Origin of the sequence: Mesorhizobium sp. Z1-4 (genome assembly GCF_004000235.1) — a bacterium.
GTDB lineage: Bacteria > Pseudomonadota > Alphaproteobacteria > Rhizobiales > Rhizobiaceae > RCIO01.
Genome location: NZ_RCIO01000006.1, coordinates 1 through 11,833 on the forward strand (window position 1 = coordinate 1; position 11,833 = coordinate 11,833).

20 protein-coding genes are annotated in these 11,833 nt (G+C 58.3%); 15 read left to right on the forward strand and 5 right to left on the reverse strand.

Going from position 1 to position 11,833, the window contains the following annotated elements; genetic code table 11:
* The 5 genes from EP165_RS17030 to EP165_RS20570 all read right to left on the reverse strand — a co-directional run.
* The coding region (locus tag EP165_RS17030; protein ID WP_501981685.1) for a DUF7666 domain-containing protein at positions 1-419 on the reverse strand (419 nt) is incomplete at its 3' end.
* 58 nt (positions 420-477) lie between these two features.
* The gene (locus tag EP165_RS17035; protein ID WP_127524049.1) at positions 478-831 is read right to left on the reverse strand and encodes a DUF8820 family protein; all 354 of its coding nucleotides are present in this window, start codon (positions 829-831) and stop codon (positions 478-480) included.
* 15 nt (positions 832-846) lie between these two features.
* Positions 847-2,271, reverse strand: a complete 1,425-nt coding sequence (locus EP165_RS20710) for a DUF6745 domain-containing protein (RefSeq protein WP_245440201.1) — start codon at positions 2,269-2,271, stop codon at positions 847-849.
* A gap of 404 nt (positions 2,272-2,675) precedes the next feature.
* Positions 2,676-3,023, reverse strand: coding sequence for a hypothetical protein (locus EP165_RS17045; protein ID WP_127524050.1), 348 nt, complete (start codon positions 3,021-3,023; stop codon positions 2,676-2,678).
* Positions 3,020-3,718, reverse strand: a complete 699-nt coding sequence (locus EP165_RS20570; RefSeq protein ID WP_206075937.1) for a S24 family peptidase — start codon at positions 3,716-3,718, stop codon at positions 3,020-3,022. The genes EP165_RS17045 and EP165_RS20570 overlap by 4 nt, the downstream gene beginning before the upstream one ends.
* Before the next feature lie 227 nt (positions 3,719-3,945).
* Here EP165_RS20570 and EP165_RS17055 point away from each other — a divergent pair, with 227 nt between their 5' ends.
* The 15 genes from EP165_RS17055 (at position 3,946) to EP165_RS17120 (ending at position 11,676) form a co-directional block, all read left to right on the forward strand.
* Positions 3,946-4,497 (forward strand): protein kinase family protein, encoded by a 552-nt coding sequence (locus EP165_RS17055; protein WP_127524051.1) that lies wholly within the window; start codon positions 3,946-3,948, stop codon positions 4,495-4,497.
* A gap of 211 nt (positions 4,498-4,708) precedes the next feature.
* Positions 4,709-4,927 (forward strand): hypothetical protein, encoded by a 219-nt coding sequence (locus EP165_RS17060; RefSeq protein WP_127524052.1) that lies wholly within the window; start codon positions 4,709-4,711, stop codon positions 4,925-4,927.
* A 495-nt stretch (positions 4,928-5,422) separates the two neighbouring features.
* Positions 5,423-5,776, forward strand: coding sequence for a hypothetical protein (locus EP165_RS17065; RefSeq protein WP_245440202.1), 354 nt, complete (start codon positions 5,423-5,425; stop codon positions 5,774-5,776).
* Between the two features lie 6 nt (positions 5,777-5,782).
* Complete coding sequence (locus tag EP165_RS17070; RefSeq protein ID WP_127524054.1) at positions 5,783-6,097, forward strand: hypothetical protein; 315 nt, start codon at positions 5,783-5,785, stop codon at positions 6,095-6,097.
* Positions 6,098-6,345: 248 nt separating this feature from the next.
* Complete coding sequence (locus EP165_RS17075) at positions 6,346-6,744, forward strand: hypothetical protein (protein ID WP_127524055.1); 399 nt, start codon at positions 6,346-6,348, stop codon at positions 6,742-6,744.
* Position 6,745: 1 nt separating this feature from the next.
* Entirely contained in the window at positions 6,746-6,955 is a 210-nt protein-coding gene (locus EP165_RS17080) for a hypothetical protein (protein ID WP_127524056.1), read from the forward strand.
* On the forward strand, positions 6,952-7,317 hold the full coding sequence (locus EP165_RS17085; protein WP_127524057.1) for a RusA family crossover junction endodeoxyribonuclease: 366 nt from the start codon (positions 6,952-6,954) through the stop codon (positions 7,315-7,317). The genes EP165_RS17080 and EP165_RS17085 overlap by 4 nt, the downstream gene beginning before the upstream one ends.
* Positions 7,314-7,589 (forward strand): LvrA C-terminal domain-related protein, encoded by a 276-nt coding sequence (locus EP165_RS17090; protein WP_127524058.1) that lies wholly within the window; start codon positions 7,314-7,316, stop codon positions 7,587-7,589. Before EP165_RS17085 ends, EP165_RS17090 begins: the two co-directional genes overlap by 4 nt.
* A complete protein-coding gene (locus EP165_RS17095) occupies positions 7,586-8,062 on the forward strand; it encodes a hypothetical protein (RefSeq protein ID WP_127524059.1) in 477 nt (158 codons plus the stop codon). The genes EP165_RS17090 and EP165_RS17095 overlap by 4 nt, the downstream gene beginning before the upstream one ends.
* 5 nt (positions 8,063-8,067) lie before the next feature.
* Positions 8,068-8,586 (forward strand): helix-turn-helix domain-containing protein, encoded by a 519-nt coding sequence (locus EP165_RS17100; RefSeq protein ID WP_245440212.1) that lies wholly within the window; start codon positions 8,068-8,070, stop codon positions 8,584-8,586.
* Positions 8,583-8,705: a hypothetical protein gene (locus EP165_RS20775; protein ID WP_281040022.1), complete on the forward strand. Its 123-nt coding sequence runs from the start codon at positions 8,583-8,585 to the stop codon at positions 8,703-8,705. Before EP165_RS17100 ends, EP165_RS20775 begins: the two co-directional genes overlap by 4 nt.
* Complete coding sequence (locus EP165_RS17105; protein ID WP_127524061.1) at positions 8,702-9,016, forward strand: hypothetical protein; 315 nt, start codon at positions 8,702-8,704, stop codon at positions 9,014-9,016. The genes EP165_RS20775 and EP165_RS17105 overlap by 4 nt, the downstream gene beginning before the upstream one ends.
* Positions 8,994-9,512: a hypothetical protein gene (locus tag EP165_RS17110; protein WP_127524062.1), complete on the forward strand. Its 519-nt coding sequence runs from the start codon at positions 8,994-8,996 to the stop codon at positions 9,510-9,512. The genes EP165_RS17105 and EP165_RS17110 overlap by 23 nt, the downstream gene beginning before the upstream one ends.
* Positions 9,513-9,808: 296 nt before the next feature.
* The gene (locus tag EP165_RS17115; RefSeq protein ID WP_127524063.1) at positions 9,809-11,125 is read left to right on the forward strand and encodes a vWA domain-containing protein; all 1,317 of its coding nucleotides are present in this window, start codon (positions 9,809-9,811) and stop codon (positions 11,123-11,125) included.
* Between the two features lie 311 nt (positions 11,126-11,436).
* Positions 11,437-11,676: a hypothetical protein gene (locus EP165_RS17120; RefSeq protein WP_127524064.1), complete on the forward strand. Its 240-nt coding sequence runs from the start codon at positions 11,437-11,439 to the stop codon at positions 11,674-11,676.
* The last annotated feature ends 157 nt before the right edge of the window (positions 11,677-11,833 follow it).

The following is an 11,833-nucleotide window of genomic DNA, read 5'->3' on the forward strand; positions in this document are numbered from 1 at the left end:
CTGGAACCGATCTGCGCGTAGTAGCCGCTGGGGTCATCGCCCTTACCTTTCGTGGCGCTGATCACCCACGAAACGGCGCGGCGGATGAAATCCGGTAGGTTGATTTCGGCGTCTATGGTAATCTTGGCAGCGACGATTTTGCTGTCATTCTGATCGCCATCACGAAGAACGCCGCTCAACGAAACATCGGCATATCGCGCCAGCCTGCCATCAGCATCAACCGGGCCGTAATAACCCCATACATCAAAAGGGGAACCATCGCAGGCATGGAAGCCTGACGCGCAAATGACAACTCTACCTTTGTGTTCATAGTTCTTGCCGATTTCGTACTGGTAGTCTCGGCATTTCAGATCGGCGTCGAAGCCCTTGATGGCCTTCACGACTTCCAGCTGCTTCGATTTCGTTGGCTTCTTTGCCATTGTATTCATCCTTTCGGAGCGTTCGGGAAACGGCCCCGAAGGGCCGAAACCGGAAGGCTCAGTCAGCCACACGCCGCCAACCCTCGGGCGTCTGTTCCTGCTGACGGCGGATTTCGTACATGCCGGGCTGGAACTGGATGCTCTCGTGCGTGTGGTGCTGACGCTTGTGGTCGAGACTGGTCGGGCGATTGACCTTGAGCCAGCTGATCAGCGGATTGTCGCCATTGAACATCTGGACAGCCGGTTCCGGCGCGCGATCCAAAACCATCACATGGTCATGGCCGGTTTCGGAGTGCGTGATGACCAGTTCATTGCGGTCATTGGGCTTCTGCTCGGTCAGGCCGTCAGGGATGGCATCAACCTTTACGAACAGAACGTCGCCCTGCGCTGCGCATTTTTCGAAGGTTTTCATGTCCGGGTTTCTCCTTTAGGTTCGGACTTCTGGTTTTAGGAAATCATTGGCGCTCAGCCCGTAGGATGCCGCTTGCGCCTCCATCACGGTGCGAGCCTTCGCGTCGGCCATGACGGCGATGTCACGGCCCGTACCGCACTTGGCGTGAATGAACTTTTGGGGTCCGTGATCGGGGAGGTCGATTTCGACAAGGCGCCCTATCTGCGGGTCATCATCTTCATCGATCAGTCGGCCCTTGCCGGCGCTGATCTGCATGTCGATGATCTTGTGCCAGCCCAGGATTTCGCAGGCGGCGGCGCGCTGATCTACGTTCTCCCAGGTCAGCGCCATCGCTGGCGTTAGACTGTCGCGGTCCTCAATCCACTCGGCAGGAATGCGAGTGCCGTGCCAGTGATAAAGCGCCCAACCGTCTCGCCAACGATGCGACGGGCCGTCCTCGCAATGTGGGCGGTTTTCATCATCAATGCGGATGGCTTCTGGAAAATCCGACACGAGGCAAAATTCCTCGTGCATAACGCGAAAGCCGCCGTGAATTGAGGCCTGCTCCCAAAAGCGATAACCTTCATGCTCTCGCAGTTCGAGGCCAAGAATATCGCGACAGGCGGTAAGATAGCAGTCGTAGCCGGCCCACATATTGCCGCCTTGGTACGCATTCCACCAGCGTCGTGCGCATTCGATACCGAACTGCCCAGCGAGATCGCCGCACGCCTGAGCGGCTCCTGATTCAGCGCCATCGGTAGCGCCATCGGTAGCGTCATAGGTAGCGCCATCGGTAGCGCCACGGGTAGCGCCATCGGTAGCGTCACGGGTAGCGCCACGGGTAGCGCCATCGGTAGCGCCACGGGTAGCGCCATAGGTAGCGTCACGGGTAGCGCCACGGGTAGCGTCATCGGTAGCGCCACGGGTAGCGCCACGGGTAGCGTCATAGGTAGCGCCATCGGTAGCGCCATCGGTAGCGTCATCGGTAGCGCCACGGGTAGCGTCATAGGTAGCGGCACGGGTAGCGCCATCGGTAGCGTCATCGGTAGCGCCACGGGTAGCGCCATAGGTAGCGGCACGGGTAGCGCCACGGGTAGCGTCATCGGTAGCGCCACGGGTAGCGCCATCGGTAGCGGCACGGGTAGCGCCATAGGTAGCGGCACGGGTAGCGCCACGGGTAGCGCCATCGGTAGCGCCATTCTTTTTTCGATGCCAGATAGCAGTAGACGCGCCAAAAGCGAAAGCCATTACGAGCGGCGACGGGACGATGACTACGCGCGGCTTCTTCAGACCTGCAACGGCGTACAACCCTTCGATTGCCGGAATGATTTTGTCGGGCTCAATCGGATCGGTGCGGAACGCTCGTGATATCCAGAGCTTCGCGTGTTCGTCCATGCGAAGGCGCTCTTCCGGCGTAATGCCGCCGCCTGCAAAATCCTTGCGTCTGATGATTTGAGGCACAGGTCTCTCCCCTTTCGGTTGGGCTGTTGCCCGTGGTGTATGGGGAGAAACATAATAGGTAAAATTACCGCCGTCAACAGGAAGCGGTAAAATAACCGACAATGTTGGGTTGACTGCACCCGGGTACGAGATTTTACTGATGAGTGGAAAATCAGCCGCGACCCGGTGCAACTCCGGTGCAGGTGAAGCGGCGGGCGCGGGTGTCGGAAGTCCTACCGTGCCGCCTGAAAGCGAGGACCGACTACCCGAGAGGGAGTCGTTGCGCAGTGTCCCATCCCGGCTCCGGCCAGCAGGACGCGCAGTGGATACCCCCGACCTTAGCGGACCTGTGTCCGGTAGGGTAGGGGTGTCTTTTGCCCGGAACCCTCCCTCACCTGCCAGCAGATCACGGATAAACTAAATAGTCAGAGATATTTTAGACCGTGGCGTTCAATCCACTTTTGCCTCCGCCTAACCCGTTTCAAGAGAATGGCTCCATGAATACGGAGGACCAAACAGGAAAAGGCTAGGGCGAGAGTAACTACAACAGTGGCCGCGTCCCACAATGATGAAGGACTGTCGGACATTGCGATGCGAGCCAGGCAAATACCGAACGCAACCAGCGCCGCTATTCCCCAAACAGAGAAACTTCCGTTTGCGTCCTCGAAATAGAACTCGTCATCAGCTAGTTGCGCCCTGATTTTGTCCAGGGCGTATTCGTCCCACGGGTCTCGCGCTGGCGGCGCGAGTTCGTCATCATCGGGATCGATCATCGTGGGACCATGCTTTTCACTCGCGCTGCCCATGCAATTTCTACGTCGAAGATCGTTTCTTGGGTATTCGATTCCAGATGATAAAAACCTGGTGTCTTTGCGCGTCGGATGCGCTTCACTAGTACCTGATCGTCCAGTAGCCCAACGACGCACAACCGCCCTATCAAGTCTGGCGTAACCGGGGCGCGGATCTCATCGTAGTAGACGATCCATTGATCGAACAGCGCGCCTAGACTGTCACCGCGTATCTGGACAGCTACGGTGTTTGCGGTAGCGCCATCTGGTGCATCCACCCACTCGTCGGGGCTGTCGGCTGAAGCGTAAAAATGCGCCGTAGCACCAGCGCCCACGTAGCCTACAAGTGGAACGACTGACCGCGTGGCAAAAGCAAGATCGATGCCCAGCACTTTGCCGATGGCTTGAAGCTTCCCGGTGTTCGCGCCGGCTTTACGGCCTTCTCGAACAGCTCGGCGCCAGTTTCTAATCGTGTCTTTGCTGCCCGTCGCTTCGAATGAAACGGCGGCATCAGTGGTGTCTAGTGCCTTCACCCGTTCGTCAATTAACCGGAGGGTTTCCGTCATATCCAACATGCGGTGAAAATTACCGCCAGCTATCGGAAGTCGCGAGCGGTAAGAAAACCGTTGACCGCAGCGGTAAAATAACCGATAGTGGTTGGCATGAGTGATATCAACCAACTGCTTCGTGTTGCAGACGCATACAAAAGCGCCCTCGGGATCGAGGACGTTACGGTAAGCGCTCGTGTGTTTAGCGACAGCAAGAAACTATCCGCGCTTCGGAGCGGGGCAGACATCACGCTTGGACGGTTTAACGCTTCTTTGGCGTGGTTCTCTGCGAATTGGCCGGACAATGCAAAGTGGCCTGATTCTGTGGCGCGCCCGGATGCGCGCCAGGGTGAAGTAGCATGATCGTTTCTGGCTCCTACGTCTATTTCGCCAGCTGCCACGCGCTGGACGGCTACGACTTGGGTGTTGTGAAGATCGGCCTCTCGCATGAACCCGGAAAGCGCCTTGGATCGGTTCGTATGAACACGCCGTTCAGGCTGCGTTTTGTATGCAGCGCACCCGGCGACATGTTTTACGAATTCTTCGTCCACATGTGGTTGCGGGCCACGAGAGTCACTGGCGAGTATTTTGCGAAAAGTGACGAACTCACTCGGATTGTTGATCACGTAAAGACGACTGGGCGCTTGCCGTTTCCAATCAAGGAAGTGCCGGGGGACGTGCAGTTCAAACTGCTTCGTCCGCTCGATTTCATGCAGCGCCATCGGATTAGTTTCCGAGACCTCGAAAAGGAGGCGGGGGTTACAACCCAATCGTATCGCCGACTGTTGGAGCGTGCGCCGGAAGGCAACCGCAGATTTTTAGCAGCGCTCGCTGTCACCGCTGTCAGGCGCGGCCTTTCAATTGAGTGGCCAAGGGATTTCATCCCATCGCCAGATCGGCTTGCTTCATGACCCGATCAAGTTCCCTCCCGAGTGGCAATTCCGCCGCTCACCCCCCGCTTTCCTGCGGGGCTCTTTCTTGCAGTTCGCTCCGGGGTCGGCACTGCCTCGTTGACGCGAAGGCCGGGGGCGCTCGCCACTCCTCCCTCGGGCGTTCCCCGGCCAACTCCATCCGCACATACACACCGTGGACCGTGCAGCACTCCGAGCCATGGAGGGCGGTGTGAATACGGTAGCTATAGCCTCCAACCATGATCAGGCCAGCCTGGCCAAGTCTTGCCTCGCATATTTCCGCAAGGGCAAGGACACAATGCAGGTCGCAAAGCGTTTCGGCATTTCCGAGGCTCGTGCTTCCAAGCTCATATGGGTTGCCCGTTCCTGGGAAAAGGGCTTGCCAGCTGACTACGATCATCGCGGCTCCGTTCGGAGGGTCGCGAAGTGAAGAAACTGCGCGTCCTTGATCTGTTTTCCGGTATCGGCGCAAATCCCGGAAATAATCGGTCACGCCATACTCCAGTCTATGGAGGCGGCAGCATGATTATCATTCGCGGCCAGGACCTGAGCAGGGGAGAGCCTACTTTCAACGAGGGGGTTTGGCTCTCCCCTGAGCGCTGGCAGACAACAGCGCATTCCAGACACGCGGAGTGTGATTGTTCGCACGATCTTTCGGCACGGTTCCGTATTCCGCGTCAGCGGGTGGGTGGGAACCGATGGACCCGACCCGGCCACCCATCCGCAACCAATTCGTTCGGGCCATTGAGCAGCGCCCGACACTGCATTTCCTCGCGCATACAGCTTGCCGGCCAGTTGCGCGATCACGCGGTCAGCGACCGCTCCGATAGTCTCGAATCCTTCTGTGTTGCTCCTGCTTTCCATGAGCAGAAGCAAACCATGAGGATTGTCGTAAATGTCAGAAAATCGAGCGGAGAAATCCGAAATGTCGAGCGTTGAGTTCGTGCAGGGCGCGTTGCGCTGCCACGTAGCGCCGCCCGGCGCGGGAGTAAATGTCAGTGATCGTATCCGGGTAGCTTCGCGCCGCCTTGGTTGGGGTTACAGCCGCACACGCGCCGCCTGGTACGCGGACAGGATCAACATCAGCGCGGATGAGCTGCGCAAGATCGAGGAAACAACAGGGCTTCGCTATGGCCGACAAGAACTCGCAACAGTCGAAGAACTCATTGTGCGGGCGGATAGCCTCTTGGACGGCCCCGATGCGGATTTTCATCGCCCGTTCGTTGCTGCGATCCGCGCGATGGCTCGCGCTGTTTATCGCCCCGGAACTGAGGAGTGAGGACTGATGTGCACCGTCTCGATGATTGGCGACCACTACTCCGACAAGTTTCGCAAGCTCGAATACCAGTGGATTCCCCGCGATCCGCTTCATCCGGGCGCGCGGCCTGTAGACCACCCGACAAGAGCCGAGTTCGACGCCCTGAAACGGGAGGTCGAGGAAATGAAGGCTTTGCTGATCCGCGCCAAGGAATACGACGAACGCAACGGCGAGCCTGACTGCGAAATGGACGAGAAAGTCGCGCTGCTAAAGCAAGTTGCGAAAATCGTCGGCGTCGATCTTTCCGAAGTGTTCGACCACCCCACCAAAGAAGGAGAGTGAGGCGGTGCGAGTAACAAACTTTTCTTGGTGCTTGGCGTGCACGGCTGCTGCGCTGGATTCGCTCGGTGATGCACTTGGAGTCGGTGACAGTGTTTGGAGTAGCCACTGGCTCCTGCAAGTTTGGGCGTCGCTGGCTTTTGTCGGCTTCTCCGTCATGGCCGTTGCTGTCTACTCGCCTCGATTGGCGAGATGGCTTGACGGGTAACCCACTGCGTTTTCCAAACCCCCAACACGAGGAACGGGGAACAATGGACAGACCATATCAGCGAGCAAGGATAATAGGTGGCATCGGTGCGGTGTTTCTTGTCGCCTATGTGGTCATCATCCTGTTGACGATTGGCGGGACGGCTTGGCCGCACGAAGCCACCTCGATCCAGCATGAGCCACTTGGCTGGAAATATCCCGCCAGTTGCTGTTCCGACAAGGATTGTGCGCCCTTGCCGCCAGGAGCCATCAAAGCAGGGCCAAGTGGCTATGAGGTAACGATTTTACCGGGGCAGCATCCGTTCGTCAAAGACGAACCATTCCGGGAAGTCGTCCCCTACAGCTCACCGAAAATCCGTAACACGCCAGACGGGACCGAGCACGGCTGCCTGTCTCCACAGGCCCGGCTTATCTGCCTGATGGTCGGATCGAAGGGGTTCTGAGATGACCATAGAACTAGTCTCGCTGTCGGAGTTTAGCGACTTCCACAATCGCGGCTGGCGCATGGTGCCGGGATACCCACTGAATCCCGGCGATTACGCGGTGACGATGATGTCTCCGAACCATCGACTGACCCCGCTCCTGAGCAATTCTAGGCGCGGCGCACAAAGCGCAGAGGTAACGCGCAAGCGGCGCGAGGTCGAGATCGCATGACCAGCGCCATCAGATACGATCTGCCGTTCCCGCCAGCTGCCAACAACCTGTTCTTCAATACGGGCAAGGGCAGGGCGAAGTCTGTTCGCTACAAGCAGTGGCAGAAGGACGCCGGGAACCTCATCAACGCACAGGGCAGAAAGCGCATTACCGGGCCAGTCTCCATCTACATTGGAGCAGTGAAGCCAGACAAGCGCAAGCGCGATATCTCGAATCTCATCAAGCCGGTCGAAGATATCCTGGTCGCGATGGGCGTGATTGAGGACGACAGCCTTGTCGAGCGTGTGAATGCCGAGTGGATGCCCTCCGGCCCACCGTGTGTCGTCATCGTTCAGGAGCATTTCGCGGAGATGGCCGCATGACAGACGCATTCGAAACGTTCTGGCGCGCATATCCTCGCCGCGTTGGCAAAGGCGCCGCTCGGTCTGCCTTTATGAAGGCAATCCGCAAGACCGATATCCAAACCATGCTGGATGCCATCGAAGCCTACAAGCTTCACAAGCCCGGCTATCAGGATTTCTGTCACCCTTCGACATGGCTCAATCAGGAGCGGTGGGATGACGAATGGGAAGCGCCGCAAGTATCCACCGGCCATGTGATGCTGGATGCGATAATGGCGGGGAGAGCGCATTGAACCTCCCTGCACAACAGATCCAAAACCTGCCGCTAAGACGGGCGGCAACAGACGACATATCCCGCCCACTTGGAAAGCTCGTGCTGGCCTTCGATCCGTATGTGGACCGCTCGGCAAGCCACGCCAAGGAATACGCACAGGCCAAGATTGCAGTCTATCGGGAAGCACTGGACGGTCTGCCGGAATGGGCAATTGAACGGGCTGTCAATGCTTTCATTAGCGGACGGGCAGAAGGGCAGAACCTGGACAGATTCCCGACCTCGGCACGACTGGCTGCTGAGGCCCAACGGCATCGCGATGAAGAGGCCATGCTTCAGAGGGCAAGACACCGGGACGCCGAGCAACAGCGTGAGCGACGGCAACACGAGGAATTCCTTGCCAATCGGCCGCCAGCAGAAGAGCGCGCAAGACGCGCGGCAGAAATCATGAAACGAGCCGGCCTGCAACCAATGCCCGGCAATGAAGCGGAGTGACAGAGATGTACTTATTGTCAGCACACAACACGGCCAAGGGCTATCGGCAGATCGTGGAGGATACCGGCATTGATTTGAGGCGAAAGGCAGCGCCTCCACCGCCGAAGCCGGTTGTCAGGCTTGTCGGTCCAGGTCCCCGCGACCGGGAGATTAAGAGGCTAAAAGCCGAGCTGGTCGAAATGTCCATGCGCCTCAATCGAATGCTGGCTTGGACGCGCGAGACAGAAGAGCGGTACGGGGTCAATTGCGATGTTAAGGGCGGACAGCGAGTTGCCATTATCGAGATGCGCATCTGCCGGGCCCTGAAGGTCGAGGTTGCTGACGTTCGAAGCAATCGGCGGACCAGAAAAACTGCGTTCGCCCGGCAGGCCATCATGTACTGGTCGCGGCGGCTTACCGATCTATCATACCCGGTCATTGCCAGACTGACAGGCGGACGGGACCATTCATCTATCATTCACGGGGTAACAGTCTACCCCGAAAAACGCGCGGCAATGGGGCGAACATTGAGGCTGTTGCGATGAAACTCAGCAGACGTGGATTCTTCGGCATAGGAGCTGGCGCGGTGGCATCTGGGCCAACGCTGGCAAAGAAGCTGTCTGACCAGTCGATGCTCGGGAAACTGACAGGCGGCATCCTGTGAACCAATTCGCATTCCGATATGTCAGAGACGGCATGGGGTATAGAGCAGAATACCGTCTGGCCCATTGGTCGGGCCATCGCATTGTCAGGGACAGCGATGGAGAGCCGATACCGTTTTCTCATCCATCGGATGCGGCAATTGCAGCAGCAACAGCACTTGTCGAAGCACTCAATTCCAAACCGGCGTTTTGGCGAGGCGGAAGCCGGGATGATGCACGCGAAAGAGCCGAACAGTATTTCATGAGGGCAGACAATGGCGAAGCGGAAATCCAGGCCGAAGGAAAAGCCGATGCTTGGCAACATTCGGGCTGAGCCTGTCCTGCAGCCGGTGCTTAATCCCGACTGGCGACCGGACAGGGATGGCGAGAAGGCATTCCCGCGCTATGTCACGGCAGCGGTCAATATCCGTGAAAGCTCCATATCGGCGCTGCTGGCAAATAACGCTATCACGGCCAGCCAGCACGCAGCTGCGGAGAAGTTTCGCACGCTATTCGAGGCCATGGGCGCCAGCGGGGCAAAAGGCTTGGACACTACCCGTGAATTTGTCGATGGCGGCACGTTCCCTGAGCCTATCGGTCAGAAAGCAATCGATGCAGGCAAGAAGCTGGCAAGTGCGCACCATGCGCTTGTGACATCTCACGGACTCTATGCGTGGCGCCTTGTGGGCTACATCTGCGGGGAAGGGCGCACCATCCGCGAGCTTGCCGAAACTAGACGGCAGCGGGATACGATGACCGACAACCTGCGCGCTTATCTCGATGTACTTGCGGCCCATTGGGGCTATTCAACTGTCAAAAAACGGGCATAAGCCTGTTGCAATATGCAACGTTCTATGGCAGAACACAATTGCCTTCCGTGCTGAAGGTGACGGTTACTTCTTGCTGAATGAAAAGACCGTCATCGCTTGTTGCCGGATGGTTTGAAACCGCAGGCGTGCTGTAGTCGAGAGTTACTTCCCTCCGAAGGACGAAGGTCACTGGTTCGAATCCAGTCATCCGGGGTTGCCCCGGATGTAGCTCAGGGGTAGAGCGCGTAACGTCACTCTAGGCGCCTGTTGCCGCCTGCGGTTTTCATTCCTCCCCGGCGCATTAAGGAGATAGACCTATGCGCCTGAATACTGCTTCCGCAATTCCCCGCTTTCATACCCATGAGGGTGCGCCGGCAAAGCGCATCAACCCGGAGCAGGCTTTGCGCCGCTCCGTGCTGTCCTGCCTTCTGTGGGAAAAGGAGTTCTATGAGGACGGCAAGTCGATTGCCGACCGCATCACCGAAAGCGCCGCCCAGGTATCGAAGGAAACCGTCGCAGCACTGGCCGTAGAGGCCCGCAACGTACACGGACTTCGCCATGCGCCGTTGATGCTTCTGCTCGACCTGATCCGCCGTGGCGGGCCCGGCGTGGCCGATGCCATTGCAGACACCGTGCGCCGCGCCGACGAACTTGGCGAATTGGTCGCGCTTTACTGGCGAGATGGCCGCAAGATGCTGCCGCGCCAGATGCGTACCGGGCTTGGCAAGGCATTCGAGAAGTTCTCGGAATACCAGTTCGCCAAGTATGACCGCGACGGGCCGGTGAAGCTGCGCGACGCGTTGTTCATGGCGCATCCTAAGCCGGGCAATGCTGACCGTGAAGCGCTATATAAGCGAATCGCCGAACGTCAGCTTGCAACCCCGGATACGTGGGAGGTCGGCCTGTCTGGCGGCGCCGACAAGAAGAAGACTTTCGAGCGTCTGATTCGCGAAGGCAAGCTCGGCTATCTCGCCCTGCTGCGCAATCTGCGCAATATGGTGGAAGCTGGGTGCGATATGGAATTGGTCAAGGAGGCGATCATCACTCGCAAGGGTGCCGATCTGGTCTGGCCGTTCCGTTATGTCGCGGCTGCGCGCGCGGTTCCGCAACTAGAGCCGGTGATCGATCAGGCACTTTGCGAAGCAATCGCGTCCGGGCCGCGTTTGTCGGGCAAGACGGTTGTGCTAGTGGACGTGTCTTATTCGATGGTCGCGCCGCTGTCTCAGCGCTCTGACATGACCCGAATGGATGCCGCCGCTGCGTTGGCATCGGTCCTGAATGGTGACGTGCGCGCCTTCACGTTTTCCGATCAGGTTGTGGAGGTTCCGCCCCGTCGCGGCATGGCTGGTGTCGATGCGGTTATCAATTCACAGACGCATCACGGCACCTATCTAGGCGCTGCGGTGCAGGCGATCAACGCGCAGGTGCAGCACGACCGCCTGATCGTGATCACCGATGAACAGTCGGCAGATCGCGTGCCTGATCCCGGCGCAAAGCACGCCTACATGATCAACGTCGCATCAAACCAAAACGGCGTCGGTTATGGCCGCTGGACGCATATCGACGGGTTCTCGGAAGCCGTGATCCGGTTCATCACCCAGATCGAGAATGCGGATGACAGGCGAGCAGCTTAAACAGGCTGGCATTCAGCTATTTGGCGAGCGCGGGTGGCAATCTGCGCTTGCTTCACATTTGGGCGTCGATAGGACGCAGATTTGGCGCTACGTCACGAACGACAACGTTCCCGGCCCGGTGGCCGCGGCTGTAGAGTGCTGGTTGCGCTCCGGCATTCCCCAATAGCCAGTTCATTCCGCCTCCGAAATGACTTGACTACGTGCGCACGGTATGGCAGCACATCTGAATCCGGACGGCTTCTCATTCGCATCAGGAACGGCGGCCAGTCTGGCGATGGCTGGTTCGATGCCACAGACTGTGAGCGGGTGTGGTGAAGGTCGTACCGCTTCACACAGGGCCAACGGTTACGGACATTCCCGGCCAGTTGCGCCAGATGGCAGACCGGATCGAAGCCAACGAAGTGGAAGCCAATAGCGTATTGCTCATCATTCCCCAGACAGGCGACTGGCCGATGATATTTGGTTGGGGCGATCATCTGGGCGATCACGGCAACATCGCAGTCTGCGAAATGGCCAAGCACTGGTTCGTGCAGAACTTGGCTGCCAGATAGAATTCAATCAAAGGAAATCAAAATGGCCCGTGGCGGTAAGCGCGAGGGCGCTGGCCGACCGGCTGGTGCTGTCACGAAGCGAACCAGAGAAGTTGCCGAGCGTGCATTGGCGGAGGGTAAGACGCCTCTCGACTACCTACTTGATGTGATGCGCGAT

Coding starts and splice junctions, on each gene's coding strand:
- EP165_RS17035 (WP_127524049.1), bottom strand. CDS start 831: ATGAAAACCTTCGAAAAATGCGCAGCGCAGGGCGACGTTCTGTTCGTA.
- EP165_RS17045 (WP_127524050.1), bottom strand. CDS start 3,023: ATGATCGATCCCGATGATGACGAACTCGCGCCGCCAGCGCGAGACCCG.
- EP165_RS17055 (WP_127524051.1), top strand. CDS start 3,946: ATGATCGTTTCTGGCTCCTACGTCTATTTCGCCAGCTGCCACGCGCTG.
- EP165_RS17065 (WP_245440202.1), top strand. CDS start 5,423: ATGTCGAGCGTTGAGTTCGTGCAGGGCGCGTTGCGCTGCCACGTAGCG.
- EP165_RS17070 (WP_127524054.1), top strand. CDS start 5,783: ATGTGCACCGTCTCGATGATTGGCGACCACTACTCCGACAAGTTTCGC.
- EP165_RS17075 (WP_127524055.1), top strand. CDS start 6,346: ATGGACAGACCATATCAGCGAGCAAGGATAATAGGTGGCATCGGTGCG.
- EP165_RS17080 (WP_127524056.1), top strand. CDS start 6,746: ATGACCATAGAACTAGTCTCGCTGTCGGAGTTTAGCGACTTCCACAAT.
- EP165_RS17085 (WP_127524057.1), top strand. CDS start 6,952: ATGACCAGCGCCATCAGATACGATCTGCCGTTCCCGCCAGCTGCCAAC.
- EP165_RS17090 (WP_127524058.1), top strand. CDS start 7,314: ATGACAGACGCATTCGAAACGTTCTGGCGCGCATATCCTCGCCGCGTT.
- EP165_RS17100 (WP_245440212.1), top strand. CDS start 8,068: ATGTACTTATTGTCAGCACACAACACGGCCAAGGGCTATCGGCAGATC.
- EP165_RS20775 (WP_281040022.1), top strand. CDS start 8,583: ATGAAACTCAGCAGACGTGGATTCTTCGGCATAGGAGCTGGCGCGGTG.
- EP165_RS17110 (WP_127524062.1), top strand. CDS start 8,994: ATGCTTGGCAACATTCGGGCTGAGCCTGTCCTGCAGCCGGTGCTTAAT.
- EP165_RS17115 (WP_127524063.1), top strand. CDS start 9,809: ATGCGCCTGAATACTGCTTCCGCAATTCCCCGCTTTCATACCCATGAG.